Origin of the sequence: Plantactinospora mayteni (assembly GCF_016862935.1) — a bacterium.
GTDB lineage: Bacteria > Actinomycetota > Actinomycetes > Mycobacteriales > Micromonosporaceae > Plantactinospora > Plantactinospora mayteni.
Genome location: NZ_BONX01000026.1, coordinates 157,582 through 182,105, shown reverse-complemented (window position 1 = coordinate 182,105; position 24,524 = coordinate 157,582). Strand labels below are relative to the sequence as shown.

The 24,524-nt window shown below is 73.2% G+C and carries 22 protein-coding genes; 15 read left to right on the top strand and 7 right to left on the bottom strand.

Annotated elements, in window-relative coordinates:
* Window positions 1-141: 141 nt before the first annotated feature.
* The 13 genes from Pma05_RS19990 to ahcY all read left to right on the top strand — a co-directional run bounded on the left by Pma05_RS19990 (window position 142) and on the right by ahcY (window position 15,912).
* Entirely contained in the window at window positions 142-2,496 is a 2,355-nt protein-coding gene (locus Pma05_RS19990) for a WD40 repeat domain-containing protein (RefSeq protein ID WP_203858950.1), read from the top strand.
* A gap of 85 nt (window positions 2,497-2,581) precedes the next feature.
* The gene (locus Pma05_RS19985) at window positions 2,582-3,427 is read left to right on the top strand and encodes an alpha/beta hydrolase (protein WP_203858949.1); all 846 of its coding nucleotides are present in this window, start codon (window positions 2,582-2,584) and stop codon (window positions 3,425-3,427) included.
* 21 nt (window positions 3,428-3,448) lie between these two features.
* Window positions 3,449-3,982 carry a DinB family protein gene (locus tag Pma05_RS19980; RefSeq protein ID WP_203858948.1) on the top strand — a complete coding sequence of 178 codons (534 nt, stop codon included), beginning with the start codon at window positions 3,449-3,451 and terminating at the stop codon, window positions 3,980-3,982.
* Window positions 3,983-4,124: 142 nt separating this feature from the next.
* Complete coding sequence (locus Pma05_RS19975) at window positions 4,125-4,925, top strand: MerR family transcriptional regulator (protein ID WP_203858947.1); 801 nt, start codon at window positions 4,125-4,127, stop codon at window positions 4,923-4,925.
* A gap of 120 nt (window positions 4,926-5,045) precedes the next feature.
* Complete coding sequence (locus Pma05_RS19970) at window positions 5,046-6,509, top strand: aldehyde dehydrogenase family protein (RefSeq protein WP_203858946.1); 1,464 nt, start codon at window positions 5,046-5,048, stop codon at window positions 6,507-6,509.
* On the top strand, window positions 6,503-7,213 hold the full coding sequence (gene nfi, locus Pma05_RS19965; RefSeq protein ID WP_372441511.1) for a deoxyribonuclease V: 711 nt from the start codon (window positions 6,503-6,505) through the stop codon (window positions 7,211-7,213). Before Pma05_RS19970 ends, nfi begins: the two co-directional genes overlap by 7 nt.
* A 175-nt stretch (window positions 7,214-7,388) precedes the next feature.
* On the top strand, window positions 7,389-8,810 hold the full coding sequence (locus Pma05_RS19960) for a hypothetical protein (RefSeq protein ID WP_203858945.1): 1,422 nt from the start codon (window positions 7,389-7,391) through the stop codon (window positions 8,808-8,810).
* A gap of 163 nt (window positions 8,811-8,973) precedes the next feature.
* Entirely contained in the window at window positions 8,974-10,359 is a 1,386-nt protein-coding gene (locus Pma05_RS19955; protein ID WP_203858944.1) for a phosphomannomutase/phosphoglucomutase, read from the top strand.
* Between the two features lie 68 nt (window positions 10,360-10,427).
* Window positions 10,428-10,646: a Trm112 family protein gene (locus tag Pma05_RS19950; protein WP_203858943.1), complete on the top strand. Its 219-nt coding sequence runs from the start codon at window positions 10,428-10,430 to the stop codon at window positions 10,644-10,646.
* Complete coding sequence (locus tag Pma05_RS19945) at window positions 10,643-11,836, top strand: SIS domain-containing protein (protein WP_203858942.1); 1,194 nt, start codon at window positions 10,643-10,645, stop codon at window positions 11,834-11,836. The genes Pma05_RS19950 and Pma05_RS19945 overlap by 4 nt, the downstream gene beginning before the upstream one ends.
* 64 nt (window positions 11,837-11,900) lie before the next feature.
* On the top strand, window positions 11,901-12,872 hold the full coding sequence (locus Pma05_RS19940) for a cation diffusion facilitator family transporter (RefSeq protein ID WP_203858941.1): 972 nt from the start codon (window positions 11,901-11,903) through the stop codon (window positions 12,870-12,872).
* Window positions 12,873-12,875: 3 nt separating this feature from the next.
* Complete coding sequence (manA, locus tag Pma05_RS19935; RefSeq protein ID WP_203858940.1) at window positions 12,876-14,051, top strand: mannose-6-phosphate isomerase, class I; 1,176 nt, start codon at window positions 12,876-12,878, stop codon at window positions 14,049-14,051.
* A gap of 361 nt (window positions 14,052-14,412) precedes the next feature.
* Window positions 14,413-15,912, top strand: a complete 1,500-nt coding sequence (gene ahcY, locus Pma05_RS19930; RefSeq protein ID WP_203858939.1) for an adenosylhomocysteinase — start codon at window positions 14,413-14,415, stop codon at window positions 15,910-15,912.
* A 107-nt stretch (window positions 15,913-16,019) separates the two neighbouring features.
* Here ahcY and Pma05_RS19925 read toward each other — a convergent pair whose 3' ends face one another.
* Together Pma05_RS19925 and Pma05_RS19920 are read right to left on the bottom strand one after the other, a co-directional pair.
* Window positions 16,020-16,163 carry a hypothetical protein gene (locus tag Pma05_RS19925; RefSeq protein ID WP_203858938.1) on the bottom strand — a complete coding sequence of 48 codons (144 nt, stop codon included), beginning with the start codon at window positions 16,161-16,163 and terminating at the stop codon, window positions 16,020-16,022.
* Window positions 16,160-17,173, bottom strand: coding sequence for an RDD family protein (locus tag Pma05_RS19920; RefSeq protein ID WP_239312687.1), 1,014 nt, complete (start codon window positions 17,171-17,173; stop codon window positions 16,160-16,162). The genes Pma05_RS19925 and Pma05_RS19920 overlap by 4 nt, the downstream gene beginning before the upstream one ends.
* Before the next feature lie 44 nt (window positions 17,174-17,217).
* On the opposite strand from Pma05_RS19920, the gene Pma05_RS19915 reads away from it, so the two are divergent.
* Window positions 17,218-18,180, top strand: coding sequence for a stage II sporulation protein M (locus tag Pma05_RS19915; protein ID WP_203858937.1), 963 nt, complete (start codon window positions 17,218-17,220; stop codon window positions 18,178-18,180).
* Between the two features lie 113 nt (window positions 18,181-18,293).
* Here Pma05_RS19915 and Pma05_RS19910 read toward each other — a convergent pair whose 3' ends face one another.
* The 5 genes from Pma05_RS19910 to Pma05_RS19890 all read right to left on the bottom strand — a co-directional run bounded on the left by Pma05_RS19910 (window position 18,294) and on the right by Pma05_RS19890 (window position 23,554).
* Window positions 18,294-19,604, bottom strand: coding sequence for a DUF58 domain-containing protein (locus tag Pma05_RS19910; RefSeq protein WP_203858936.1), 1,311 nt, complete (start codon window positions 19,602-19,604; stop codon window positions 18,294-18,296).
* On the bottom strand, window positions 19,601-20,557 hold the full coding sequence (locus Pma05_RS19905; RefSeq protein ID WP_203859050.1) for an AAA family ATPase: 957 nt from the start codon (window positions 20,555-20,557) through the stop codon (window positions 19,601-19,603). Before Pma05_RS19905 ends, Pma05_RS19910 begins: the two co-directional genes overlap by 4 nt.
* Before the next feature lie 74 nt (window positions 20,558-20,631).
* Window positions 20,632-22,110: a DUF4350 domain-containing protein gene (locus Pma05_RS19900; RefSeq protein ID WP_203858935.1), complete on the bottom strand. Its 1,479-nt coding sequence runs from the start codon at window positions 22,108-22,110 to the stop codon at window positions 20,632-20,634.
* Entirely contained in the window at window positions 22,107-22,712 is a 606-nt protein-coding gene (locus tag Pma05_RS19895) for a DUF4129 domain-containing protein (RefSeq protein WP_203858934.1), read from the bottom strand. Before Pma05_RS19895 ends, Pma05_RS19900 begins: the two co-directional genes overlap by 4 nt.
* Complete coding sequence (locus tag Pma05_RS19890) at window positions 22,709-23,554, bottom strand: hypothetical protein (protein WP_203858933.1); 846 nt, start codon at window positions 23,552-23,554, stop codon at window positions 22,709-22,711. Before Pma05_RS19890 ends, Pma05_RS19895 begins: the two co-directional genes overlap by 4 nt.
* 276 nt (window positions 23,555-23,830) lie before the next feature.
* Here Pma05_RS19890 and mtrA point away from each other — a divergent pair, with 276 nt between their 5' ends.
* On the top strand, window positions 23,831-24,520 hold the full coding sequence (gene mtrA, locus Pma05_RS19885) for an MtrAB system response regulator MtrA (protein ID WP_203858932.1): 690 nt from the start codon (window positions 23,831-23,833) through the stop codon (window positions 24,518-24,520).
* The last annotated feature ends 4 nt before the right edge of the window (window positions 24,521-24,524 follow it).

The window sequence follows — 24,524 nt, the reverse complement described above, 5'->3', positions numbered from 1 at the left end:
GTACGCCGAAGCGGCAGGACTGGCCACGGAGGCAGGCTAACCGGAATCCCGGTACCGGCGCACGGCATATCCGGGACCGATTTGTCGGACGCGTCAGTGATGATTGGCTTTCTCGTCAATCCCTCGACTGTGGAAGGTCTAATGTCCACCGATCTGTACGGCCTCCGTGTCCTCGACGTCGCGCCCGATGAGCTGCGGGTCAGCTTCCGTGTCTTCGTCGTGTACTACGACACCGGAGGCAAGACCCACGCGCCGATTCCCGACGATCCGAGCTTCTTCCTGCACGAGCTGTGGGGCGCACAGCGCTTCGAGCCGGTCACCACGCCCCATCCGCTGCGGATGGTGAGCGTCAAGCAGATCCTCGACGAGGACTGGTCGGCCGCGAACGCCCACCGGTACGTCCGGCGTGTTGACCGGGTGGCGACTCGAAACCACCCGGTGGCCGACGACGATTGGGCGCACCTGCACGACTTCTACTACGAGCGTGCGGGCGGATGGTCTGACGAGGACCTGCTGGTGCAGGCCGACTTCGACGTCTGGGTCACCGATCCGCGCTGGCTGGAGACGCTGACCCCGGGCCGCAGTTGGGCCACCACCTCGTACCCGATCATCACCGACCAGGTGTTGGAGGCCGACGCGCCCACCGTGCTCGACCTGCGCGAGCCCGCGCTGACGCTCAACCCGTTCCCCGGTGGGAGCGGGGACGCCGGCACGCCCAGCGACGTGGCCTTCTCCGACGACGGGCGGTACCTCGCGGTCACCAGCCAGGCGTGCGAACTGGTGGTGTTCCGCACCGATGACTGGACCGAACACGTCCGAATCCCGGACAGCGAGCTGTGGGGGCAGGACATCCAGTGGGTGCCCGGCACGCACCAGCTCACCAAGCGGCTCGTCGAGGGCGGCGACGAGGCGCCGACCCGGGCGTACGACGTCGACACCGGCACGGAGGTGGACGTCGCCCCGCAACCACGGATGTTCCGCTCCCGTACCGGGCGGTACCGGGCCGACAGTGGCTTCGGCAGGCACCGTGCCGACGGCGGGTACGGCGGCTTCACCGGCTACGGCGCCTGGGTCGATGTGCTGACCTCGTCCGGCGAGTCGCGCCTGCTGCACCTGCCCCGAGGAAAGAAGTACGTCGGCAGCGTCTCCTTCAGCGCCGACGAGCGCCGGATGTTCGTGGGGCAGGGCAAGGACGTGCATGTCCTGGACCCTGAGGATGGGCGACTGCTCGCCACGGTCAGCGGGCTCCGGCCCGGGGCGATCGTCCGCCCGGACGGGGCCTACCTGGCAGCGGTTGGGCGGTCGAGTTCGTTCCCGGACAACCCCGAGGACAAGCTGATCGACCTGTGGCGGGTCTCCGACGGTGCGCTGCTGATGAGCTGCCGGTCGGGTGGCGGTTATGTCACTCCGACCTGGTCCCCCGACGGCAGCACGCTCGCGACCTCGGTGGTCACCGGCAGCCAGGGGTACGGGGGCGAGATCCGCGTCTACCGCGCCGGGCCGCCCGTCGAGCCGCCGGAGGAGGTGCACCTGACGGCCGACAAGCTACGCGCGCTCATCAAGAGCGGCGATATCAAAGACGAGCCCTACCTGCACTACATGTTGATCGAACGTGAGCAGGACCCGGTGGTACGCGGCCGGTCCCGGGGGAAGGCCGGTGTCCGGCGGAAACGGCGGGACGGCCTGTGGGAGGCGGCCGAGGCGTACCGGAAGGCGGTCGAGATCGGCGGCACGACCGACGCCGCCCTGCACGCGTCCAGGGAACTCGCCTCGTTGCTGCTCGAACTGAACGACCCGGAGGGTGCGGTGGCTGCCGCGCGGACCGCGCACAGCATCGCCGCGTCCCGCGACCTTGACGACAGGAAGAACAGCAAGGCCCTGGCCGAGATCGCGGTACGCCTCGGCGACGCGCTGCGCACCCGGGACGCCGAGGAGGATGACCAGGAACAGGCCCGCGCCGCCTACCAGCAGGCCATCGACCTCGGCGCGAAGCGGGTCGGCCAGGCCACCCTCGGCCTCGGCTGGACGGCGTACAACCTGGGCGAGGACGACGTGGCCGAGGCGCACCTGCAACGCGCCGTCGGGATGTTGGCCAACGAGCCCGGCGCCGAGGCCACCGCGGCCATGCTGCTCGGCGGTATCGCCAAGCGCCGCCGGGACCTGCCGAGCGCGCTCACGTGGTATCAGCGGGGCGCGAAGGCTGACAGCATCCAGCAGCCGCTGGCCGCCGCACATCTCGGCGAACTGCACTACTGGCTGGGCGACCATGAGGGAACCCGCACCTGGTACCAGCGGGCGCTGAAGTTCGCGTACGATCCGGCCGTGATCGCCGAGGCCACCTTCCGGCTCGGCGAACTGGCCGCCGAGGACGGCGACCGGGAGGCCGCGGCCGAGTTCCTGCGACAGGCCGCCGCGACCGGCCACGAGGGGTTCGCCGAGCGGGCCGAGGAACTGCTGAGCCGACTGACCGGCGGCGCCGACGGGGGTCGCGGCTGACCGATGCCAACCGGAGGCCATACCTTTCCGTTCGTGATCATGATCGCCTTCGGGGGCGAGATGGCGGCGATGGCATCATTCCGGCATGACCGCTCCGACCTTTGTTTTCGTTCACGGTGCCGCCAGCAACTCGTTCACCTGGGCACCGATGCAGCGCGAGTTGACCTTGCGCGGGCACCGTTCGCTCGCCGTCGACCTGCCCGGGCATGGGTTCGGCGCGACGTTTCCGGCGGCCTACCAGACGCCGCAGGATCTCGCCGCCCTGGCGACCGCGCCGAGCGCGATGGCCGGCATCGGGCACGCGGACAACGTGGCGCACGTCCTGGACGTGGTGAAGCGGGTACGCGAGCACGGGCCGGTGATCCTCGTCGGTCACAGCCGGGGTGGGCTCACCCTGACCGGGGTCGGCAACGCCGCCCCGGAACTGCTGGACCGGCTGGTCTATATCTCGGCGTGGTGCTGCGTTGACGACACCCCGGCCGGCTATCAGACCTCGGCGGAGAACGCGTCGACCGCGCTGTCCGGGGTCGGCGGCCTGGTCGCCGCGAATCCGGCGGAACTCGGCGCGCTGCGCTTCAACTGGCGTACCGCCGATCCCGCACTGCTCGCAACGCTTCGGGAGGCGACGCTGGCCGACGGCACCGACGACGAGTTCTACGGATATCTGAACACCCTGGAGCCGGACGAGAGTCTGGACGCCGGCGAGGAGCGGGTCGACGCCGAGACCTGGGGCCGGATTCCGCGCACCTACGTTCGGCTCACCGCCGACCGGTCGATTCCGGTCGCGCTCCAGGACCGGTTCATCGCCGAGGCTGACGCGCTGACCCCCGCCAACCGGTTCGACGTCCGGTCGCTCGATGTCAGCCATGCCAGTGTGCTGGTCCGCCCGGGCGAGGCCGCGGCCCTGCTCTCATCGCTGGTCCAGCGGTGACGATTCGCTAGCCTCGCCGGCATGTCCGCATCGCCCGATCGCCGGCCGGCGACCCTCGACGATCCGCCGGTCGACGTCGCCGACCCGCACGAACTGCTTCTCCGTTACCTGGACTGGTACCGGGAGGCGCTGCTGCGCAAGATCGACGGGTTGAGCGAACCGGAACTCCGCGCCCCGGTGGAGCCGCTCGGCTGGTCTCCACTCGGACTGGTCAAGCATCTCGGCTGGGTGGAGCGGCGGTGGATGCGCTGGGGCTTCGCCGCCGAGGACGTCGTGGCGTACCTGTCGGACGACGACGAGGCCGAGTGGCGGGTGTCGGCCGACGAGTCCGTCGACGACGTACTGGCGGCCTATCACGACGAGGTACGCCGGTCCCGGGCCCTGGCCGCCACCGCCGACCTGGCCCAGCCGGCCCGGCTCGGCGGGCGGTTCCGCACCGCCGCGCAGGCGCCGTCGCTCGGCCGCATCCTCTTCCACCTCTTCCAGGAGTACGCCCGGCACCTCGGTCACCTCGACATCGCCCGGGAACTGCTCGACGGCACGGTCGGCGAGTAGTCAGCGGGCCTTCGAGCGTTGCTCCGAAAGACCTTGAGAGTTTCGGCAACCTCAGTTCTGCCAACCTCAGGGCCTATCCTGGGCGGATGCGTCTGGAAACCCTCAACCCGGCGTACCGGGCTCCGGGTGGCGGGACGGCGTGGTGAGCCGGGCGGAGCGGAGACTGCGCCCCGTCGATCTCGCCCGGCTGGCCGGCATCTCCACCCAGCAGGTCCGCAACTATCTCGACGCCGGGGTGCTGCCCCCGGCGCCCCGGAGTGCGTCGGGATACCGCCAGTTCGACGAGCGGCACCGCCGGGCGTTGTTGACGTACCGGGCCCTGGCTCGGGGGTACGGCTGGGAGACCGCTCGGTCGATCATGTGCGCGGTGCATGTCGGGGACCTGCCGGCCGCGCTGGCGTTGGTCGACGCCAGTCATGCCGGGCTGCACGAGGAGCGTCGTTCGCTCGCCGAGACCGGTACGGCTCTGGAGGCGGTTGCCGAGGAGGAGACCGAGTCGGTGACCGTGCCCCGGCTGGCGCTGCGGATCGGCGAGTTGGCGGCCCGGCTGGGTGTGCGTACGTCGGCGCTTCGGGTCTGGGAGGCCGCCGGGTTGCTGGTGCCGGAGCGGGAACGGGGCACCGGATACCGCCGGTTCGGTCCGGCCGAGATCCGGGACGCGCAGATGATCAGCATGCTCCGGCGGAGTCGCTATTTGCTGCCGCAGATCCGGCCGATCCTCGACGGTCTCCGCCGCACCGGCAGTACGGCCGCGCTCCGGGTCGCCGTGGCACGGCGCCAACTGGAGTTGACCGAGCGGGCTACCGCGATGCTCGAAGGGTCGAGCCGGCTGCACGACTACCTGAACTCCACTCCCGGCGAGGGAGAGGGCGATCGGCAACCCGCCGGCCAGCCGAGCACCGTGCCGGGCGAGGGAGACGGCGAGCGGTCATCCCCCGGCTAGCCGAGTCACTGCGCCAGGCGAGGGGAGGGCAGCTAGCCGGCCACCCGAGGATCGTGTCGGGCGGGGGGCGGCGAGTGGTGAGCCGTCGTCGGGCGGTACCGGAGCGGTAGGCTGCCGGGCGTGGAGTCCGTGCCGTTCCTCCTCGCCGGCCGGCCGGCCCGGGGCGCCGATCCGTTCGTGGTCCGGCATCCGTACGACGGCCGCGAAGTCGGCCGGACCAGCCACGCCGACCCGGAGCAGGTCGAGACGGCGGTCGCCGCCGCCGCTGCGGTGGCGGACCGGGCCGCCGCGCTGCCGGCGCACGTCCGGGCCGGAGCGCTGGACCAGGTGTCCCGGCGGCTCGCCGAGCGGGCCGAGGAGTTCGCCCGACTGATCACCGCCGAGAGCGGCAAGCCGGTCAGATGGGCGAGGGCCGAGGTCGCCCGCGCGGTCGCCACCTTCCGGTGGGGCGCCGAGGAGGCCCGGCGCTGGTCCGGCGAGATGCAGCGACTGGACACCGAGCCGACCGGGGAGGGCCGGATCGCGCTGGTACGCCGGCTGCCCCGGGGGCCGGTGCTCGGCATCACCCCGTTCAACTTCCCGCTGAACCTGGTCGCGCACAAGGTCGCCCCCGCGCTGGCGGTCGGGGCGCCGATCGTGGTCAAGCCGGCCCCGGCGACCCCGCTGACCGCGCTGCTCCTCGGCGAGTTGCTGGCCGAGGTGACCGAGCCGGACGGTCCGGACAGCGGTCTGCCGGCCGGGATGTGCTCGGTGCTGCCGCTGCCGAACGACCGGGCCGGTGACCTGGTCCGCCACCCCCGGCTCCCGGTGGTGTCGTTCACCGGCTCCGGGCCGGTCGGCGCGGCGATCCGGCAGGCGGTACCGGGCAAGCACGTCACGCTGGAGTTGGGTGGCAACGCCGCCGCGGTGGTCTGCGCGGACTGGGCCAGCGCCGACGACTTCGACCACGCCGCGCACCGGATCGCCACCTTCGGCAACTACCAGGCCGGGCAGAGCTGCATCGCGGTGCAGCGGGTCTTCGTGCACGAGTGGCTGCTCGACGGCTTCCTCCCCCGGCTGGTCGCGGCGGTCGCCGCACTGCGTACCGGGGATCCGGCCGACGAGGCGACCGACGTCGGGCCGCTGATCGACGAGACCGCCGCCCGGCGTGTGGAGAGCTGGGTCGACGAGGCGGTGGCGGCCGGTGCCACCGTCGAGCTGGGCGGGCGCCGCGAGGGCACCTGCTACGCCCCCACCGTGCTGACCGGGGTGCCGCCGGAGTGCCGGGTCAACACCGAGGAGGTCTTCGGGCCGGTCCTGGTGGTGGCGCCGGTGCCGGACGACGCGGGCGCGTTCGCCGCTGTCAACGACTCGGCGTACGGGTTGCAGGCCGGGATCTTCACGCACAGTCTCCAGACCGCGTTCACCGCGTACCGGACGCTCCGGGTCGGTGGGGTGATCGTCGGGGACGTGCCGTCGTACCGGGCCGACCAGATGCCGTACGGCGGGGTGAAGGGCAGCGGCGTCGGCCGGGAGGGGGTACGCAGCGCGATGGAGGACTACACCGAAGCCCGGGTGATGGTGCTGAGCGGGATCGAGTGGTAACCCGACCGCCGGAGCTGTCCACCGTCTCCGCCACGATCGAGACCCCGGGCACCGTGGCCGAGGCGGAGGCGGTGCAGGATCGGCTGCGTCCACTGGTCGACCTGGCCGGGCCGGGGCCGACCGCACCCCGCACGGTGGCCGGGCTCGACGTGGCGTACGCCGAGGACGGCGACCGGCTCGCCGCCGCGGTGACCGTGCTGGACCCGACCACCCTGGAAGTACTCGACACGGCGGTGGCCACCGGCCGGGCCGCCTTCGACTACGTACCCGGGCTGTTCGCCTTCCGGGAGCTGCCCGCCCTGCTCACCGCGCTCGCCCGGCTGACCGTCGAGCCGGAGCTGCTGGTCTGCGACGGGCACGGGCTCGCCCACCCGCGCCGGTTCGGGCTCGCCTGCCACCTGGGCGTGCTCACCGACCGTCCGGCGATCGGCGTCGGCAAGACCCCGCTGGTCGGCACGTGGGCCGGACCGGATCGCCGACGCGGGTCCTGGGCGCCGCTGCGCGACGGTACGGAGCAGGTCGGCCGGGTGCTGCGGACCCGGGACGACGTCAAACCGGTCTTCGTCTCGGTGGGGCACCGGATGGATCTGGACAACGCCTGCGCTCAGGTGCTCCGGCTCACCCCGCGTTACCGGTTGCCGGAGACCACCCGGCAGGCCGACCAGCTCTGCCGGGCTGAACTGCGCAAACTCGCCGGGGTGTAACGGCGGGAGCCGTCCGGTCGCGTCCGGTCGCGTCTGGTGGCGTCTGGTCGCAGAGGGGTCACTTTCGGCCACCACCGGAGGATTCAGCACGGTGCCGGTCGGGCATGAGAGAGGGTGGCTGCCGGTACACCGGTAGCCTGTGCCCTGATCTTGTACTGCGACGAGCGAGGTAATCATGTCGGTACGGCGTGGCGCGACCTGGCTGGGTACCGTCTGCGTACTGGTCGGCACGACGGTGTCACTCGCCGCCGCCCCGGCCGTGGCCGAGGACGAGTCGGTACGCGTCCGCGTACCCAAGTCGATCAGCGCGGGCGGCTCACCGGGCTCGGTGACGGTGAACGTCTCGATGGACGACGGCGACTGCGTGAACGTCCGTACCGCGCTCGGCGTGCACCTGCCGGGGCTGACCGCCGACCGGGTCGAGATGCAGGTCGACGTCGACGGTGACTGGCGCCGGGTGTCGGTCTCGGATGCCGCGAACGGGCTGGTGGTGGGGGAGCGCACCGCACCGGAGAAGCCCGAACTCTGCGAGAAGAAGAGCGTGTCCAGCCGGTACCGGGTGATCCTGGCCGAAGGTGTGCCGGGCGGCCGGGTGACCCTGGTGGCCGAGGCGTACGCGGCGGGCGGCCGGCTGCTCGGTCGGGACAGCGACTCGGCCCGGGTGACCGGCCGGACCGGGGACGCCGCCGATTCGTCGGAACGTATCCCCGAGTTGGTGACCCCGTCCGCGACCGCGCAGGCCACCGAGGTGCCGGGCGCGGAGGCCACCCAGGACGGGGCCGTCGCCCTGCCGACGAAGCCGGCCGCCGCCGACTCCTCTGGCGGCTCGCTCGGGCTGGGCGGCCTGGTGATGGTGGTCGGCGTGGTGATGGTCGGGATCGGGATCGCCCTGATGGTGCTGCTGATCCGGCGGAGCCGGGCGGAGGGTGGCCGGGCTGCCGGTGCGCCGTCGGCCGGTGCGGATCCGACCGCCCGGATCGTGCTGCTCGGTGCCGAGCCCACCACCCGGATCGCACCGACCCCCCGGATCGCGCCGACCGGTGCGGACCCGACGGCCCGGATCACCCCGGTAGGCACGGTCTTCGGCAGCGGTGCGGATCCGACGGCCCGGATCACGCCGGTAGGCCCGGTCTTCCGCAGCGGCGTGCAGACGCCCGGTGTCGGGCCGGTCGGGTCGGTCGGGCCGCTGCCCGGCTCCGGGCCGGTCGGCGCCGCCGGACGGGCGCCTGACGGGCGGCCGGGCGGCGTACCGCCGGTCGTCGGCGACCAGACGCTGATCCTGCCCGCCGCCGGAGTGACGCCACCGCGACCGGCCGGCACCACACCGCCCCGGCAGCCCGGACCGGTACCGCCGCACGGGGTACCGCCGCACGGAGCGACTCCGCACGGGGTACCGCCGCACGGAGCGACTCCGCACGGTGTGACTCCGTACGGGGTGCCGCCGGCCCGGGCCGGTTCGGTGGCCCCGGGCGACGTGCCGGCCCGGCCGGGTGCCGCGCCGCCCCGACCGGACGGGTCCGTACCTCCGGAGCAGCCTCCGGCCGGTGGCCCGGACGCCACCCTGATCCTGCCGCCGGCCCGGCGTCCTCCGCAGTAGCGCCCGGATGGCGCTTCCGGCCGGGCGTGTCGGGGTCGCCACGGCACGCCGAGCAGGGCGGACGGCCCTGTTCGCCGCCGGCAGATCGCCTTGGGGCGGGGCGTGCCGTCCGGCTCCGATACGCTCAGGCCGTTGACCGAGTGTCCGGCTGAGGGGCGAGATCTTGTCTGATTTGTCCGCAATCGTCAAGGCGTACGACGTCCGGGGTACCGTTCCCGGACAGTGGGACGAGCGGGCCGCCGAGGCGTTGGGCGCGGCCTTCGCGCAGCTACTCCGTACCTCCGGTGAGCCGGCCGGGACCGTCGCCGTCGCGTACGACATGCGGGAGTCGTCGCCGGGCCTCGCCGCCGCCTTCACCGCCGGGGTCCGCTCCGAGGGGCTCGGCGTGCTCCACCTCGGCCTGGGCAGCACCGACCTGCTCTACTACGCCTCCGGCAGCCTCGGCCTGCCCGGCGCCATGTTCACCGCCAGCCACAACCCGGCCGGCTACAACGGCATCAAGATGTGCCGGTCCGGCGCCCGGCCGATCGGCCAGGACACCGGGCTGGCCGAGCTGCGCGACCGGGCCCAGGCGCTGCTGGACAAGGGCGAGACCCGGCCGGCGGACGAGTCGCTGCCGCCGCTGGAGCACCGTGACCTGCTGCCCGCGTACGCCGCCCACCTGCGCACCCTGGTCGACCTGACCGGGATCCGCCCGCTCAAGGTGGTGATCGACGCGGGCAACGGCATGGGCGGATTCACCGCGCCAGCCGTGCTCGGCGACGCCGTCCTGCCGGCGCTGCCACTGGAGATCGTGCCGCTCTACTTCGAGCTGGACGGCTCGTTCCCGAACCACGAGGCGAACCCGCTGGACCCGGCGAACCTGGTCGACCTCCAGGCGGCCGTACGCGCGCACGGCGCCGACCTCGGGCTCGCCTTCGACGGGGACGCGGACCGCTGCTTCGTGGTCGACGAGCGGGGCGAACCGGTCTCGCCGTCGGCGATCACCGCCCTGGTGGCGGTCCGCGAGCTGGCCAAGCACCCCGGCGCGGCGATCATCCACAATCTGATCACGTCCAGCGCGGTGCCGGAGATCGTCCGTGAGCACGGCGGCGAGCCGGTGTGCAGCCGGGTCGGCCACTCCTTCATCAAGGCCGACATGGCCCGCACCAACGCGGCCTTCGGCGGCGAGCACTCGGCGCACTACTACTTCCGGGACTTCTGGTTCGCCGACACCGGCATGCTCGCCGCGATGCACCTGCTGGCGGCGCTCGGCGAGCAGGACGCCCCGCTCTCCGAACTCGGCCGGGCATACGAGCGGTACGCCGCCTCCGGCGAGATCAACTCGACGGTACCGGACCAGCGGGCCAAGCTCGCCGAGGTCCGGGCGGCCTACCCGGACGCCGAGACCGACGAGCTGGACGGGCTGACCCTGCGCTTCCCCGACGGTGCCTGGGTCAACCTGCGCCCGTCCAACACCGAGCCGCTGCTCCGGCTGAACGTCGAGGCGCCCACCCCGGAACGGATGGTGGCGCTGCGCGACGAGGTACTCGGACTGGTTCGCCGATAAGATCCATCGCGCCGGTCGGACAACCGCCGTACCCGACCTATCGCCCGAGGAGTGGAAGGAGCCGCACGGTGGCCCTCGACCCGCAGTTGCTGGAGATTCTGGCCTGCCCGGACACCCATCACGCACCGCTGGACTACGATCCGGCGGCGCAGACCCTGACCTGCACCGAGTGCGCGCGGATCTTCGAGGTACGCGACGACGTACCGGTGCTGCTGCTGGACGAGGCGCGTGGCGGCCCGGTGGCCGACTCGGACGCGACCCCCGGCGGCACCACGGACCAGCGATGATGGACGGTACGGCCGGTCTGCGCGGTCGCCCGGTCGCAGACGAGGCGCTGCTCGACGACGTCGCGGCGATGAACGAGAACGACCCCGGCGGGATGCTCCGGCACACCGCCGCGGCCGGGGCCCAGGTGCGGGAGTCCGCCGCGCTGGCCGCCGAGGCCAACCTCGGGATACTCGCCGACGAGGGGCGCCCCCGGGCGGTCGTGATCGCCGGCATCGGCACCGCCGCGCGTACCGGTGAGGTGCTGGCCACAGTCGCCGGCCCGCGCTGCCCGGTTCCGGTGATCCCGCACCGCAGCGCCGGGGTGCCCGGCTGGGTGGGCGCGGCGGACGTGGTCATCGCGGTCAGCGCCTCCGGACGCAGCCCCGAGGCGCTCGGCGCGGCCGAGGCCGCCGCCCGGCGCGGGGCCCGGCTGGTCGCGGTCGGTGCGCCGGACTCGCAGCTCCAGTCGGTGGCCGAGGGTGCCCGGGCGCCGTTCATCCCGGTGCCCCGCCGGGCGCCGGCCCGGGCCAGCCTCTGGGCGCTCACCGTGCCGGTGCTGCTCGCCGCCCGCGCGCTCGGCCTGGTGAAGGTGAACGAGGCGGACCTGGCCGAGACGGCGGCCCGGCTGGACGCGGAGGCCGACCGGTGCCGCCCGTCCGCCGAGTCCTTCGTCAACCCGGCCAAGTCGCTGGCGCTGGGCCTGGCCGGCTCAGTGCCGATCGTCTGGGGCTCGTCCCCGCTGGCCACGGCCGCGGCCCGGCGGTTCGGCGACACCCTCTCGGCGAACGCCCGCTACCCGGTGGTGGCCGGCGCGCTCGGCGAGGCGGGACGGGGCCGGGTCGGCCTGCTCGACGGCGTCTTCGGCGGCCTCGGCGAGTCCAGCCGGGACATCTTCGCCGACCCGAACGACGAGCCGACCGGTACCCGGCTGCGGCTGGTGCTGCTCCGCGACGGCGGCCTGAACGCCGAGGACGACACCGACGAGCCGCTGGTGGTGGAGGAGCGTCGGGCCGACGCCGTGCAGACCCTCGCCGAGCGGCGCGGGGTGCGTTGCGACGTGGTGACCGCCGAGGGCGGATCCGCGCTGGAACGACTCGCCTCGCTGACCGCGGTACCCGACTTCGCCTCGATCTACCTGGCGCTGGCGCACGGCCTCGACCCGATGGCCGTACCGGCGATCACCGAAATGAAGGAGCTTTCCAACCCGTGACCGAGCAGATCACCCGGCCCGGTGCCGCCCTGGCCGAGGCCGCCGAGTTGGCCGAGGGCCGGTCGTGAGTGCGAGTGGCGGCACCAAGGCGGTCGTCGCGGCCCTGCTGGCCAACCTGGGCATCGCGGTCACCAAGTTCGTCGCGTTCGGGCTGAGCGGCTCGTCGTCGATGCTCGCCGAGTCGATCCACTCGGTGGCCGACTCCGGCAACCAGGCGCTGCTGCTGCTCGGCGGGCGCCGGGCGAAGCGCAAGGCCACCCCGGAACACCCCTTCGGGTACGGCCGCGAGCGCTACATCTACGCGTTCATCGTCTCCATCGTGCTGTTCAGCGTCGGTGGCCTCTTCGCGCTCTACGAGGCATACCACAAGTGGCACGAGCAGCGGGTGGACGGTCCGCACGGCATCGACAGCTGGCCGTGGCTGCCGGTCGTCGTGCTGGTGGTCGCGATCATCCTGGAGTCGTTCTCGTTCCGGACCGCGATCGTCGAGTCGAACGCGGTCCGGGGCAAGGCGTCCTGGAAGGAGTTCATCCGCCGGGCGAAGGCACCGGAGCTGCCGGTCGTACTCCTGGAGGACCTCGGCGCGCTGCTCGGTCTGGTCTTCGCCCTGATCGGCGTCTCGATGACCCTGATCACCGACAACGGCTACTGGGACGCGGCCGGCACCGCGGCGATCGGCCTGCTGTTGGTGATCATCGCGGTCATCCTGGCGCTGGAGACCAAGAGTCTGCTGATCGGCGAGGGGGCCAGCCCGGAGGACGTCCGGCGGATCGAGCAGGCGATCAGCTCGGGTTCCGAGGTCGAGCGGATCATCCACATGAAGACCCTGCACCTGGGGCCGGACGAGCTGCTGGTCGCGGCCAAGGTCGCGGTGCGGCCGTACGCCTCGGCGGCCGAGCTGGCCGAGGGGATCAACTCGGTCGAGGCGCGGATCCGCAACTCCGTACCGATCGCCCGGGCGATCTACCTGGAGCCGGACATCTACCGGAACGCGGAGCAGTCCGCCGACGGGGTACCGGAACTCGAGGGGGCCTGAGCAGTGGAGCCGCTGCACGGCCGGATCCGCGACTACGCCTGGGGGTCGCGCACCGTCCTCGCCGAGTTGCAGGGCCGTCCGGTGCCGAGCGACGGCCCGGAGGCGGAGCTGTGGTTGGGTGCTCATCCCGGTGATCCGAGCACGCTGCACCGGGGCGGTGCGCCGCTGAGCCTGGTCGACGCGTTCGCCGAGGATCCGGGGCGCTGGCTCGGCGCCGACGTGGTCGACCGGTTCGGCCAGCGGCTGCCGTTCCTGCTCAAGGTGCTGGCCCCGGAGGCGCCGCTGTCGTTGCAGGCGCATCCGGACGCCGAGCAGGCCAGGGCCGGGTACGCGGCCGAGACGACCGACCCGGAGTTGACCCACCGCAACTACGTCGACCCGTACCACAAGCCGGAGATGCTGGTCGCGGTCTCGCCGTTCCAGGCGCTGTGCGGGTTCCGCGATCCGAAGAACTCGGCGGACCTGCTCGACGCGTTCGGGGTGGCCTCGCTCGCACCGGTGGTCGCCGCGTTGCGGGCCGGCACCGACGGGCTGCCGGACGCGGTGCGTACCCTGCTCACCTGGCCTCCCTCGGAGCGGGCCGGGCTGGTCGCGGCGGTGGTCGCGGCGGAGGTCGGCGCGCAGTTCGCCGCCTCGGCCGAGCTGGCCCGCGAGCTGGCCCGACGCTATCCGGCGGATCCGGGCGTACTGGTCGCGCTGCTGCTCAACCACGTCAGCCTGGCCCCGGGCGAGGCGATCTGGATGCCGGCCGGCAACCTGCACGCCTACCTCTACGGCGCCGGGGTGGAGATCCTGGCGGCCAGCGACAACGTGCTGCGCGGCGGACTCACCCCGAAGCACGTGGACGTGCGGGAACTGCTCCGGGTGCTCCGGTTCGAGGTGCTCGCCGACCCGGTGGTGAGCCCGGTACCGGTCTCTCCCGGCGTGGTTACCTGGCCGGTGCCGGTGCACGACTTCGCCCTGCACGGCGTACGCCTCGACGACCGGACCGGGTCGGCCCGGCTCGACCTGCGCGGACCCCGGATCGCGCTCTGCCTGGCCGGCGAGGTCACCGTGGCGGACAGCGCCGGATCGGCGCTGCTCGGGCCCGGTGCGGCGGCGATCGGCCGGGCCGACGGCGGGCCGCTGACCGTCAGCGGCGACGGCGAACTCTACGTCGCCTCGGTCGGGCTGTCCTGACCCGGTCGGGCAGCCCGAACACGAGTCCCCGCAAAACGGAAATTTGCGGATCGGCTTGACACCTATCTCGCTCAGTGTGACGCTGTGAGTACGCAGCGTTATCGCGACGCAGGTCCGAGACACGCGCGGGGGAACCAAACCGGGGGGATGCGCGGGGCGGCCGGAGACTGGGTGGAAAGGTCCGCCCGGGACCGACCGCCCCGCGCGCTGTCCCGCCGCCTCCGCGCCGCTGTCCCGCCCGGTTCGGGCAGCCGTCGGGCCGACCCGTACTGTCCGGATAACGACCAGACCGGAGTCCGTCGCGGTACGGCCGGAGCGTAACGTGGAGGGTCGCGCCGCAGACCGTACGACAGGAGCCTTCATGACCAGCACTCTCCCGGCACCCGCGGGTGGTTCGTCCGCCGCGCCCCGGCCCGGCACTGTCGCCGAGGGCGACTACAAGGTGGCGGACCTCTCCCTCGCCGAGTTCGGGCGCAAGGAGATCCGACTCGCCGAGCACGAGATGCCCGGCCTGATGTCGATCCGTCGCGAATACGCCGCCGAGCAGCCGCTGCGCGGTGCCCGGATCACCGGCTCGCTGCACATGACGATCCAGACCGCGGTACTCATCGAGACCCTGGTGGCGCTCGGCGCCCAGGTCCGCTGGGCCTCGTGCAACATCTTCTCCACCCAGGACCACGCCGCCGCCGCCATCGTGGTCGGCCCGGACGGCACCGCCGACGCCCCGTCCGGCGTACCGGTCTACGCATGGAAGGGCGAGTCGCTCGAAGAGTACTGGTGGTGCACCGAGCAGGTGCTGCTCTGGCCGGACGGCCAGGCGCCGAACATGATCCTCGACGACGGTGGCGACGCCACCCTGCTGGTGCACCGGGGTGCCCAGTTCGAGGGTGCCGGCGCGGTGCCTCCGGTGGAGAGCGCCGACTCCGAGGAGTACGCGGTCATCCTCAACCTGCTGCACCGCTCGCTGGCCGAGGACGACCGGCGCTGGACCCGGGTCGCCGCCGGCATCAAGGGCGTGACCGAGGAGACCACCACCGGCGTGCACCGGCTCTACGAGATGCAGCAGAACGGCACGCTGCTCTTCCCGGCCATCAACGTCAACGACTCGGTGACCAAGAGCAAGTTCGACAACAAGTACGGCTGCCGCCACTCGCTGATCGACGGCATCAACCGGGCCACCGACGTGCTGATCGGCGGCAAGACCGCGGTCGTACTCGGCTACGGCGACGTCGGCAAGGGCTGCGCCGAGTCGCTGCGCGGCCAGGGCGCCCGGGTCATCGTCACCGAGGTCGACCCGATCTGCGCGCTCCAGGCCGCGATGGACGGCTACCAGGTGTCCACCCTGGACGACGTGGTGGAGACCGCCGACATCTTCATCACCGCGACCGGCTGCTTCGACGTCATCCGCAACGACCACATGGCCCGGATGAAGCACCAGGCGATCGTCGGCAACATCGGCCACTTCGACAACGAGATCGACATGGCCGGCCTGGCCAAGCGCTCCGACGTGCAGCGGATCAACATCAAGCCGCAGGTGGACGTCTGGCAGTTCGACGACGGCCACTCGATCATCGTGCTCTCCGAGGGCCGGCTGCTGAACCTGGGCAACGCCACCGGGCACCCGAGCTTCGTGATGTCGAACTCGTTCGCCAACCAGACGATCGCGCAGATCGAACTCTTCGTCAAGACCGAGGAATACCCGGTCGGCGTCTACACGCTGCCGAAGCACCTGGACGAGAAGGTCGCCCGGCTGCACCTGGACGCGCTCGGCGCCAAGCTGACCGAGCTGACCAAGGAGCAGGCCGGCTACCTCGGCATCCCGGTCGAGGGACCTTACAAGCCGGAGCACTACCGCTACTGAGCACTACCGCTACTGGGCACCGATCGACGAGCCCGGGCCGGCAGCCCTCGCCGCCGCCCCGGGCTCGTTCGTCGGATCGGCGCCGGGGCCGACGACCCCGGCGCGGGTCACTCCCGGCGGGGCCGGATCCAGGTCCAGACGCAGTAGCCGAGCCAGGCGATCACGACCGCCGTGGCGAGCGGCCGGAGCCGCAGCGCGTTCAGTGCGATCACCACCGCCAGGACCAGCAGCCAGGGCAGAAACGCCTTCACCGGGTCGACCCGTTCGGCGTGCCGGAGCCGGCCACCGCCGGCCGGACCAGCGCCGGTTGCGGCACCGGGTGCGCCAGCGCCGGCACCGCCGGCCGGACCGCCGCCGACCCCGGAGCCTCGGCGGCCGGCGCGGCGAGTTCCGGCCAGAGGGTCGAGGTCACCGATCGGGTACGCGCCAGCCGCTGCCGGGCCCGCACGTGACGCTCGGCCAGCACGGCGGCCAGGTAGGCCCACTCGGGCAGGCCGGGCGGGGGCGGTGGGGAGGTCACCGCCGCCACCTCCGCCCAGAGTGACCGGGTCAGCCGACGCCGGGCGTCCCGGGTCAGCGTCGAGGTGCGACTGAGCAGTTGGCGTACGGCCAGCGCCAGGCCGTCGTCCAGCCGGGTCAGATCCAGGGTGGCCGCCCAACTGGCCAGTGGCGGGACCATGGTCGGGACGTAGCCGGTGCCGGCCGGACTCCGATCGTGGATGACCAGCGTGCCGGCGGCCAGGTCACCGAGCCGCCGTCCCCGGGGGTCGGTGAGCATCACCGTCACCCCCACCGCCCAGGTGAGCAGGGGCAGTACCAGACCGGGCCACTCCACCGCGACGCCGACCAGGCTGCGGGTCAGCGCCGGCCGGAAGCCGACCCGGCCACCGTCGGTGCGTACCACCCGCAGTCCGACGGCGAGCTTGCCGACCGTACGGCCGGAGTTGAGGGTCTCGCATGCCACCGGGTAGCCGACCAGGATCAGCACCACGCCGACGGTCTGCAACCCGCGCAGGGCCGCGGCATCCAGGGCGCCCGGGCCGAGCAGCGAGCTGAGCAGGATTCCCGCGCCGGTCAGCAGGACCACCGCCAGGGTGAACTGCACCAGGATGTCGAGCAGCAGGGCCAGCACCCGGGAGCCGAGCCGGGCGACCCGGATGTCCAGCTCGACCGCTTCGCCGCTGACCAGTCCGGCGTCCGCGCCGTATCCCCCGGATGGCGCCGGCCTGCCCGGGACGGACCTCGGTGGTTGCGCTGTCACCAGGACAGTGAACACTATGGTCGCGAACCCTGGGGAGCTGAGCTTTGGATCTCGACGCGTACGCGGCGGAGCACGACCGGGAGTGGCGGCGGCTGGCCGAGCTGACCAGACGGTACCGGCTCGGCGCCGACGAGGCCGACGAGCTGATCGCGCTCTACCAGCGGGTCGCCACGCACCTGTCGGTGGTACGCAGCCGGTCGCCCGATCCGGTCCTGGTCGCCCGGCTCTCCCAACTGGTGCTGGCCGCCCGGGCCCGGCTCGCCGGCCGGTCCGGCTTCTCCTGGGCGGCCGTCGGCCGGTTCTTCTCCACCGGCTTTCCGCTGGCCGTCTACCGGGCCTGGCCGTGGTGGACCGCCGTCGGCGTCGGGTTCGTCCTGGTCGCGGGCTTCCTGATGTACTGGACCGCCGGGCATCCGGAGACCGCCGAGGCGCTGATCGGCGAGGACGCGGCGGCCGAGGCTTTCGAGGCCCGGTTCGTCGGCTACTACAGCGAGTACTCCGCACCGAGCTTCGCCTTCCAGTTGTGGACCCACAACGCCTGGATCGCCGCCCGCTGCCTCGCCAGCGGCATCCTGGTACTGCCGGTCTTCTACCTGCTCTGGCAGAACGCCCTCAACATCGGCGTGACCGGCGGGGTGCTCGCCGCCTACGACCGTACCGACGTCTTCTTCAGCATGATCACGCCGCACGGCCTGCTGGAGCTGACCGGGATCTTCGTGGCGGCCGGGGTCGGCCTGCGGATCGGCTGGGCCTGGATCGCGCCGCCGCCCGACCTGACCCGGGGCCAGGCGGTGGCCCGGGCCGGCCGCTCCGGCGTCCTGGTCGCGGTCGGCCTGGTCGGGCTCTTCGCGGTCGCCGGTCTGATCGAGGCGTTCGTCACCCCGGCGGCGGTCCCCACCGGGATCCGGGTCGGGATCGGCGTACTCGCCTGGCTCGGCTTCCTCGGCTACGTCTGCTACTTCGGCCGCCGCGCGGCCACCGCCACCCGGGAACCCGTCCGGGCCTGACCTGGCCGGCAGACCGAGCTGACGCGGCCAGCGGCTGGAGATGTGGCCGGCGGGCCGGGCCTGTGCTGGCCGACGGGTCGGAGCGGCGGAACTGACCCGGGCGGCGGGGCGGGTCAGAGCTGACCGAGGGCCTTGAGCCGGAGGTAGGTGTCGGTGACCATCGGCGCCAGCCGGTCGGCCGGGGCGTCGACCACGGTCACCCCGTGCCGGGCCAGCGCCGCGCGTACCCGGTCCCGGTCGCCCAGTGCCCGCCAGGCGGCGGAGACCGCGTAGGCGTCCTGGACGGTCTCCGGCGGGCGGGTGGTGAGGTCGGTCAGCACCGGGTCGTGCACCGATGCCACGATCACCCGGTGCCGGGTCGCCAGCCGGGGCAGGACCGGCAGCAGTCCCTCGCCGAGGGCACCCGGTTCCAGGGCGGTGAAGAGCACCACCACGGAGCGCCGGCGTTCCCGCCGGAGGATCTCCCCGGCGATCAGTTCGAAGTCGGTCTCCACCAGGGCCGGCTGGAGCGGGGCGAGGGTGTCGACCAGCCGGGCCAGCAGCGTCGACTGGGCGCCCCCGGTCAGCGCGACCCGGACCGCGTTGTCCACGGCCAGCAGGTCGACCCGGTCACCGGCCCGGGAGGCCAGCGCCGCCAGCAGCAGGGCGGCGTCGATGGCGGCGTCCAGCCGGGGCTCGTCGCCGACCCGTACCGCCGAGGTGCGCCCGGTGTCGAGTACGCAGACCACCCGCCGGTCGCGTTCCGGTCGCCAGGTCCGGACCAGTACGTCGGCCCGCCGGGCACTGGCCCGCCAGTCGACCGAGCGCACGTCGTCACCGACCACGTACTCGCGCAGGGTGTCGAACTCGGTGCCCTGGCCACGGCCCCGGGCCACCTCGGTACCGTCGATGATCCGCAGCCGGGCCAGCTTCTCCGGCAGGTGCCGGCGGGACTCGAACCGGGGCAGTACCCGCAGGGTCCACGGTGGCGTCGACGGCCGTTCCGCCCGCTGCCGGAACGCCAACCCCAACGGCCCGTACGAGCGCAGGGTCAGTCGTACCGCCGGCCGGTCGCCGCGCCGGGTCGGGGTCAGCCGGCTGGGCAGCTCCACCCGGTCGCCGGGCTCGACGCGTACCGTCGGGGCGCCGGGGAAGTCGAACCGGGCCCCGGCGGACGGCACCCAGGCGTCCCGGACCAGTGCGCGCAGCGGCCGGACCGAGGTGTTGTGCAGGTGTACCGAGACCGTGGCGGTGTCACCGAGCCGGACCGCCCGGTCGCCGTCCCGGCTCGCCCCGACCTCGCCGGGCGGGGCGGCCAGCAGCCAGTCGAGTACGGTCAGCGCCAGCACCACCCCGGACATCACCAGCACGCCCAGCCACGGGGCCGGCCAGAGCGGCAGGGTCAGCGCGCCCGCACCGAGCAGGATCGCCGCCCGTCCCGTCATCGTGGCGTCGGCACGGTGCCGAGCACCGCGTCCAGCACCGACCGGGTGGTGACGCCCTCCAGCTCGGCCTCCGGCCGCAGCCGCAGCCGGTGCCGCAGCGTCGGCCGGGCGATCGCCTTGACGTCGTCCGGGGTGACGTGGTCGCGCCCGGCCAGCCAGGCCCACGCCTTCGCCGTGACCAGCAGCGCGATCGCGCCCCGGGGCGAGGCGCCGAGTTCCAGCGCCGGGGCCGACCGGGTGGCCCGGCACAGGTCCACGATGTAGCCGAGCACGCTCTCGGCGACGGCGACCCGGCTCACCCCGGCCCGGGCCAGCGCCAGGTCGGCCGGGCTGGCCACCGGGCGTACCCCGGCGGCGGTCAGCTCGCGCGGGTCGAAGCCGGCGTGGTGCGCCCGGAGCACGCCCAACTCCTCGTCCCGGTTCGGCAGCGGCATCGTCAGGTGCAGCAGGAAGCGGTCGAGCTGCGCCTCGGGCAGCGGATAGGTGCCCTCGTACTCCACCGGGTTCTGGGTGGCGGCCACGATGAACGGGTCCGGCAGCGGGCGCCGGTTCCCCTCCACCGAGACCTGCCGCTCCTCCATCACCTCCAGCAGCGCGGCCTGGGTCTTCGGCGGCGTCCGGTTGATCTCGTCGGCCAGCAGCAGGTTGGTGAAGACCGGCCCCTCCCGGAAGGTGAAGGCGGCGGTGCGCGGGTCGAAGATGAGCGAGCCGGTGACGTCGCCGGGCATCAGGTCCGGGGTGAACTGGAGCCGCTTGGACTCCAGGTCGAGCGCGGCGGCGATGGTCCGCACCAGCAGGGTCTTGGCCACCCCCGGTACGCCTTCGAGCAGCACGTGCCCCCGGCAGAGCAGCGCGATCACCATCCCGGTGACCACGGCGTCCTGCCCGACGACCGCCTTGGCGACCTCGGTACGCAGCCGGTGCAGGGCGGCGCGCGCCTCGTCGGCCTCCACCGGGGCACCGGCCTGGGCCGGTACCGGGTACGGCGCGGTGGCGGGGCGCGGGTCTGTGGTTCCGGCGGGTCGGGTCACCGGGCGTCTCCTTCGCTGGGGCGGTCGTGCCGGGGCTGGTCAGGCGGAGAGGTGCCCAGGGAGGTGCCCGAGGCGGCGGCCAGGTCGTCGAGTGCCCGGGCCAGGTCGAGCAGCTCCTGGTTGGTCTCCGGGGCCGGCCCGTACAGCAGGTCGTGCACCTCGGCCGCGCCCCGGCCGGTACGCGCCGCGACGGCGGCGGCCAGCTCGTCCGGCCCGGCGTCGGGTGGTACGCCCCGGGACTGCGTCAGCCGGTGCAGGGCGGCGGCCCGCAGCGTCTCCGCCGCCGGCCCGTACGCCCGGGCCCGCTGGTAGAGCCGGCCGCGACCCAGCACCGTCTCGGCGGACGGGACGGTCACCGGCAACGGCTCGGCGACCGGTGGCCCGAGCCGGCGGGCCCGCCAGAGCACCACCAGCAGCAGGGCCAGGGCGAGCTGCGCCAGCAGGGCCCAGAACCAGGGCGGGAAGGCGTCCCAGAGCGGATTGCGCGGCTCCGGCGGGGCCGCCTGCTCGTCCTGCCCGGGTGCCGGCTGCTGCCGCCCGTCGTACTCCGGGGTGCCGTTGCCCTCCTGGGACTCTCCGTCGTCGTACGTCCCGGAGTCGTCGGGCATCGACGTCCACGGGTCCAGTTCGCCGTTGCGATGGTACGGCGGCGGTGGCTCCGGTCCGGCCAGGTCGAGCCAGACGACCCGGTCGTGGCTGCCGAGCAGTCCGGTGGCGAGCACGGCGTTGCCCCGCTCGGCTATCCGGTCGTTCCGGAACGGGTCACTGGCGCCGATCACGACGACCTCGCTGTCGCGCCGCTCCGTCCGGACCAGCCCGCCCGAGTAGCAGTAGTCGGTGCGGTTGTCCAGCCCGGGCGGGTTCGCGTACCGCTGCAACAGCGCGGCGGCCGGTCCGGCCCGCGCCGCCTCGGGCAGCGGGCAGGGCCGGCCGTCGGCATCGGCGTCGACCGCGCCGGCGGCCCAGCGCCGACCGGTGGCGGCCAGCGGCAGTTCGGCGCCGTCCAGCACCCGCTGCGGCGGGTCGACCAGCACCACCCGGGCCCGGTCGGCCGGCTCGGCGAGGTACGGCAGGTAGAGCGGGTGCACCAGCCCCGGCGAGGGGACGAAGAGGGTGAACCCCCGGCTGGTCGCCTGGATCAGCGCCTGTCGGGTACTGGTGAACCGCTCGACGGCGACGCCCTCGGCGCGGAGCCGGTCGGCGAGCCGGCTCCCGCCCTCGTCGTCGGCGTTGACCGGGGAGAGGAAGCCGGCGGAGCCGGGGCTTGGCTGGTCGATCGCCTGGGTGATCCCGGTGACCGCGAGCAGCACGGCGACGGCACCGAGCGGGATCGCGATCCGGTGCCATCGACGTCGCCGGCGACCCGCCACCACCGGGGCCGCCGAACGGACCGATGTGGACGCGTCGGCACCGCTCCGTCGGTCGTCGTCTGGCGCGGACACGTCCGGCACCGGCGCGTCCGGGACAGCGCTCATCTCCGGACCATCCCGTCGTCGGTGGCGGGTGGTCGGTCGGCGGCGAGGGTCCGGCCCAGTTCGGTGGCGAGCGCGCGCATCCGGTCGTCGTGCTCGCGCCGGGCCGGGCGCTCGGCGTACCAGAGATCGGAGAAGACCCGGCCGGCCTCGGAGAGCGGGCTGTCCACCTCGGGTCGGTTCCGGGCAGCCGCCGTGGCGAGTTCGGTGACGGTGAGCCCGGGGCGGTGCTCCAGCACCCCACGGTCGACCAGTTCCCGGACCATCCCCCGGAACCGTTCCCGGGCCGCCTCGGCGTACCGGCCCTCGGCGGCCAACCGGTCGGCGAGGGCGACCAGCGTCTCGGCCGGTACGTCCGGCAGCTCCGGATCCTCGGCCACGGCCTCCGGTTCCGGCTCGACGGCCGGCTCCGGGCGGGGTTGCCGCCGTCGCCGCCACCGGGAGAGGCGCCAGCGCGGCAGCCGGCGGGGCACCCAGGCGGGGTAGTGGAACCAGCCGAGCGCGACCAGCACGGCGGCCAGCACCAGGAGCAGCGCGACGAGGGGCAGGGGCAGCCGGTCGCCGAGCGCGGCCGTCGTCTCGGTCCACCAGCGGCTGAAACTCACCGTCGGTCCGCCATCGGGGTGAGGGTCGGCGCTCCGGTCTGCCGGGCCCGGTCGACGACGATGTCCAGCCCTTCGGTGCGGATCCGCGCCTCCAGGTAGACCACCGCGTCGACGCAGGCGAGCGCGGGATAGGCGACGCTGTTGACCAGGGCCCAGACCGCCAGGCCGACCGGCAGTTGCCACTCCGGGGCGAGCAGTCCGACCGAGTTCAGGCCGGTGACGGCGCCGACCGCGAGCCCGATCCGCAACAGCCACCAGACGAGGTAGCCGAGTACCCGTACCGCCGCCGCACGGCCGCTGGTGCGCAGGGCGAGTGTGGCGGAGCGCCACAGCGCCCGGAACGGCCCGAGCCGGTCCAGTACGATCGCCGGCGCCACGGAGCCGAGCAGTGCGAACCCGACCACCCAGAGCGGCATGACCAGGGACGCCACGAACATCACGGCACCGGCCAGCAGGGCGACGAGGAGTGTTGCCGGCAGCCGGGCACCGTCCGGGCGGAGCAGCCGGCGGACCCGGGCGGCGGGATCGAGCAGGACCGTACCGGCAGCCCGGGCGGTCAGGTTGCCGAGCAGTGCGATGATCACCCCTTCGCAGGCGGCGCCGACGGCCAGCAGGAACCAGTACGCCGGCAGCTCGTCGATCCTCGGCAGGTAGGCGGGCGGAGTGACCTCGGCGACCAGTCGCAGCGGGTGCAGCAGGAGTTGTTCGAGCACGGCCAGTACCAGGGCGACCGGCACGAGTATCCGGGCGTGGTCGCGGAGCAGCAGGACCGCCGAGTCGATCAGCTCACCGACGGTGAGTGGCCGCAGCGGCAGTACGGCGGTCGGGCCGGCGTCGGGCAAACGTACTCCTGGCGGGCTTCGGGGGATGGCGGGGAACACGCCGCAGCAGCCATGGTGTCACGTCGGCTCGTCCTGGCCGGAGTCGCTCGGCCGGTTCCGACGTCACGGTTCGGTGTGCGTCCGGCGCCGAGCCTGATCAGCGGTGGTCCATCCCTGGTGCCGACCGGTTGACCAGGGTAGGCTACTGCGCCTCGCGGCCGGGGAAGGCGCCGGCGGTACGCCGCGCCGGGAGGTGCGGGGACCACGCCATGGAAAAGAGGGTGGAATATTAGTGTCATGAGAGCCCGGGTACTGGTCGTCGACGATGACCCCGCGCTGGCCGAGATGCTCGGCATCGTGCTGCGCAGCGAGGGGTTCCTGCCCTCGTTCGTCGCCGACGGAGAACGGGCACTGGCCGCGTTCCGGGAGAATCGGCCCGACATCGTCCTGCTCGACCTGATGCTGCCCGGAATGAGCGGCATCGACGTGGCCCGGGCGATCCGCTCCGAGTCGGGCATCCCGATCGTGATGTTGACCGCCAAGAGCGACACCGTCGACGTGGTGCTCGGGCTGGAGTCGGGCGCGGACGACTACGTGGTCAAGCCTTTCAAGCCCAAGGAGTTGGTCGCCCGGATGCGGGCCCGGCTGCGCCGGGGCGAGGACGCCGCGCCGGAGTTGCTGACCATCGGCCCGCCCGGCAACCAGATCAGCATCGACGTGCCGGCGCACACCGTCAGCCGGGACGGCGAAGAGGTCAAGTTGACCCCGCTGGAGTTCGACCTGCTGGTGGCGCTGGCCCGCAAGCCGCGCCAGGTCTTCACCCGGGAGGTCCTGTTGGAGCAGGTCTGGGGCTACCGGCACGCCGCCGACACCCGGCTGGTCAACGTGCACGTCCAGCGGCTCCGCGCCAAGATCGAACCGGACCCGGAGCGACCCGAGGTGATCCTGACGGTGCGGGGAGTCGGCTACAAGGCGGGCACCGGATAGCCTG

Coding starts and splice junctions, on each gene's coding strand:
- Pma05_RS19990 (WP_203858950.1), top strand. CDS start 142: ATGTCCACCGATCTGTACGGCCTCCGTGTCCTCGACGTCGCGCCCGAT.
- Pma05_RS19985 (WP_203858949.1), top strand. CDS start 2,582: ATGACCGCTCCGACCTTTGTTTTCGTTCACGGTGCCGCCAGCAACTCG.
- Pma05_RS19980 (WP_203858948.1), top strand. CDS start 3,449: ATGTCCGCATCGCCCGATCGCCGGCCGGCGACCCTCGACGATCCGCCG.
- Pma05_RS19960 (WP_203858945.1), top strand. CDS start 7,389: ATGTCGGTACGGCGTGGCGCGACCTGGCTGGGTACCGTCTGCGTACTG.
- Pma05_RS19945 (WP_203858942.1), top strand. CDS start 10,643: ATGATGGACGGTACGGCCGGTCTGCGCGGTCGCCCGGTCGCAGACGAG.
- ahcY (WP_203858939.1), top strand. CDS start 14,413: ATGACCAGCACTCTCCCGGCACCCGCGGGTGGTTCGTCCGCCGCGCCC.
- Pma05_RS19910 (WP_203858936.1), bottom strand. CDS start 19,604: ATGACGGGACGGGCGGCGATCCTGCTCGGTGCGGGCGCGCTGACCCTG.
- Pma05_RS19900 (WP_203858935.1), bottom strand. CDS start 22,110: ATGAGCGCTGTCCCGGACGCGCCGGTGCCGGACGTGTCCGCGCCAGAC.
- mtrA (WP_203858932.1), top strand. CDS start 23,831: ATGAGAGCCCGGGTACTGGTCGTCGACGATGACCCCGCGCTGGCCGAG.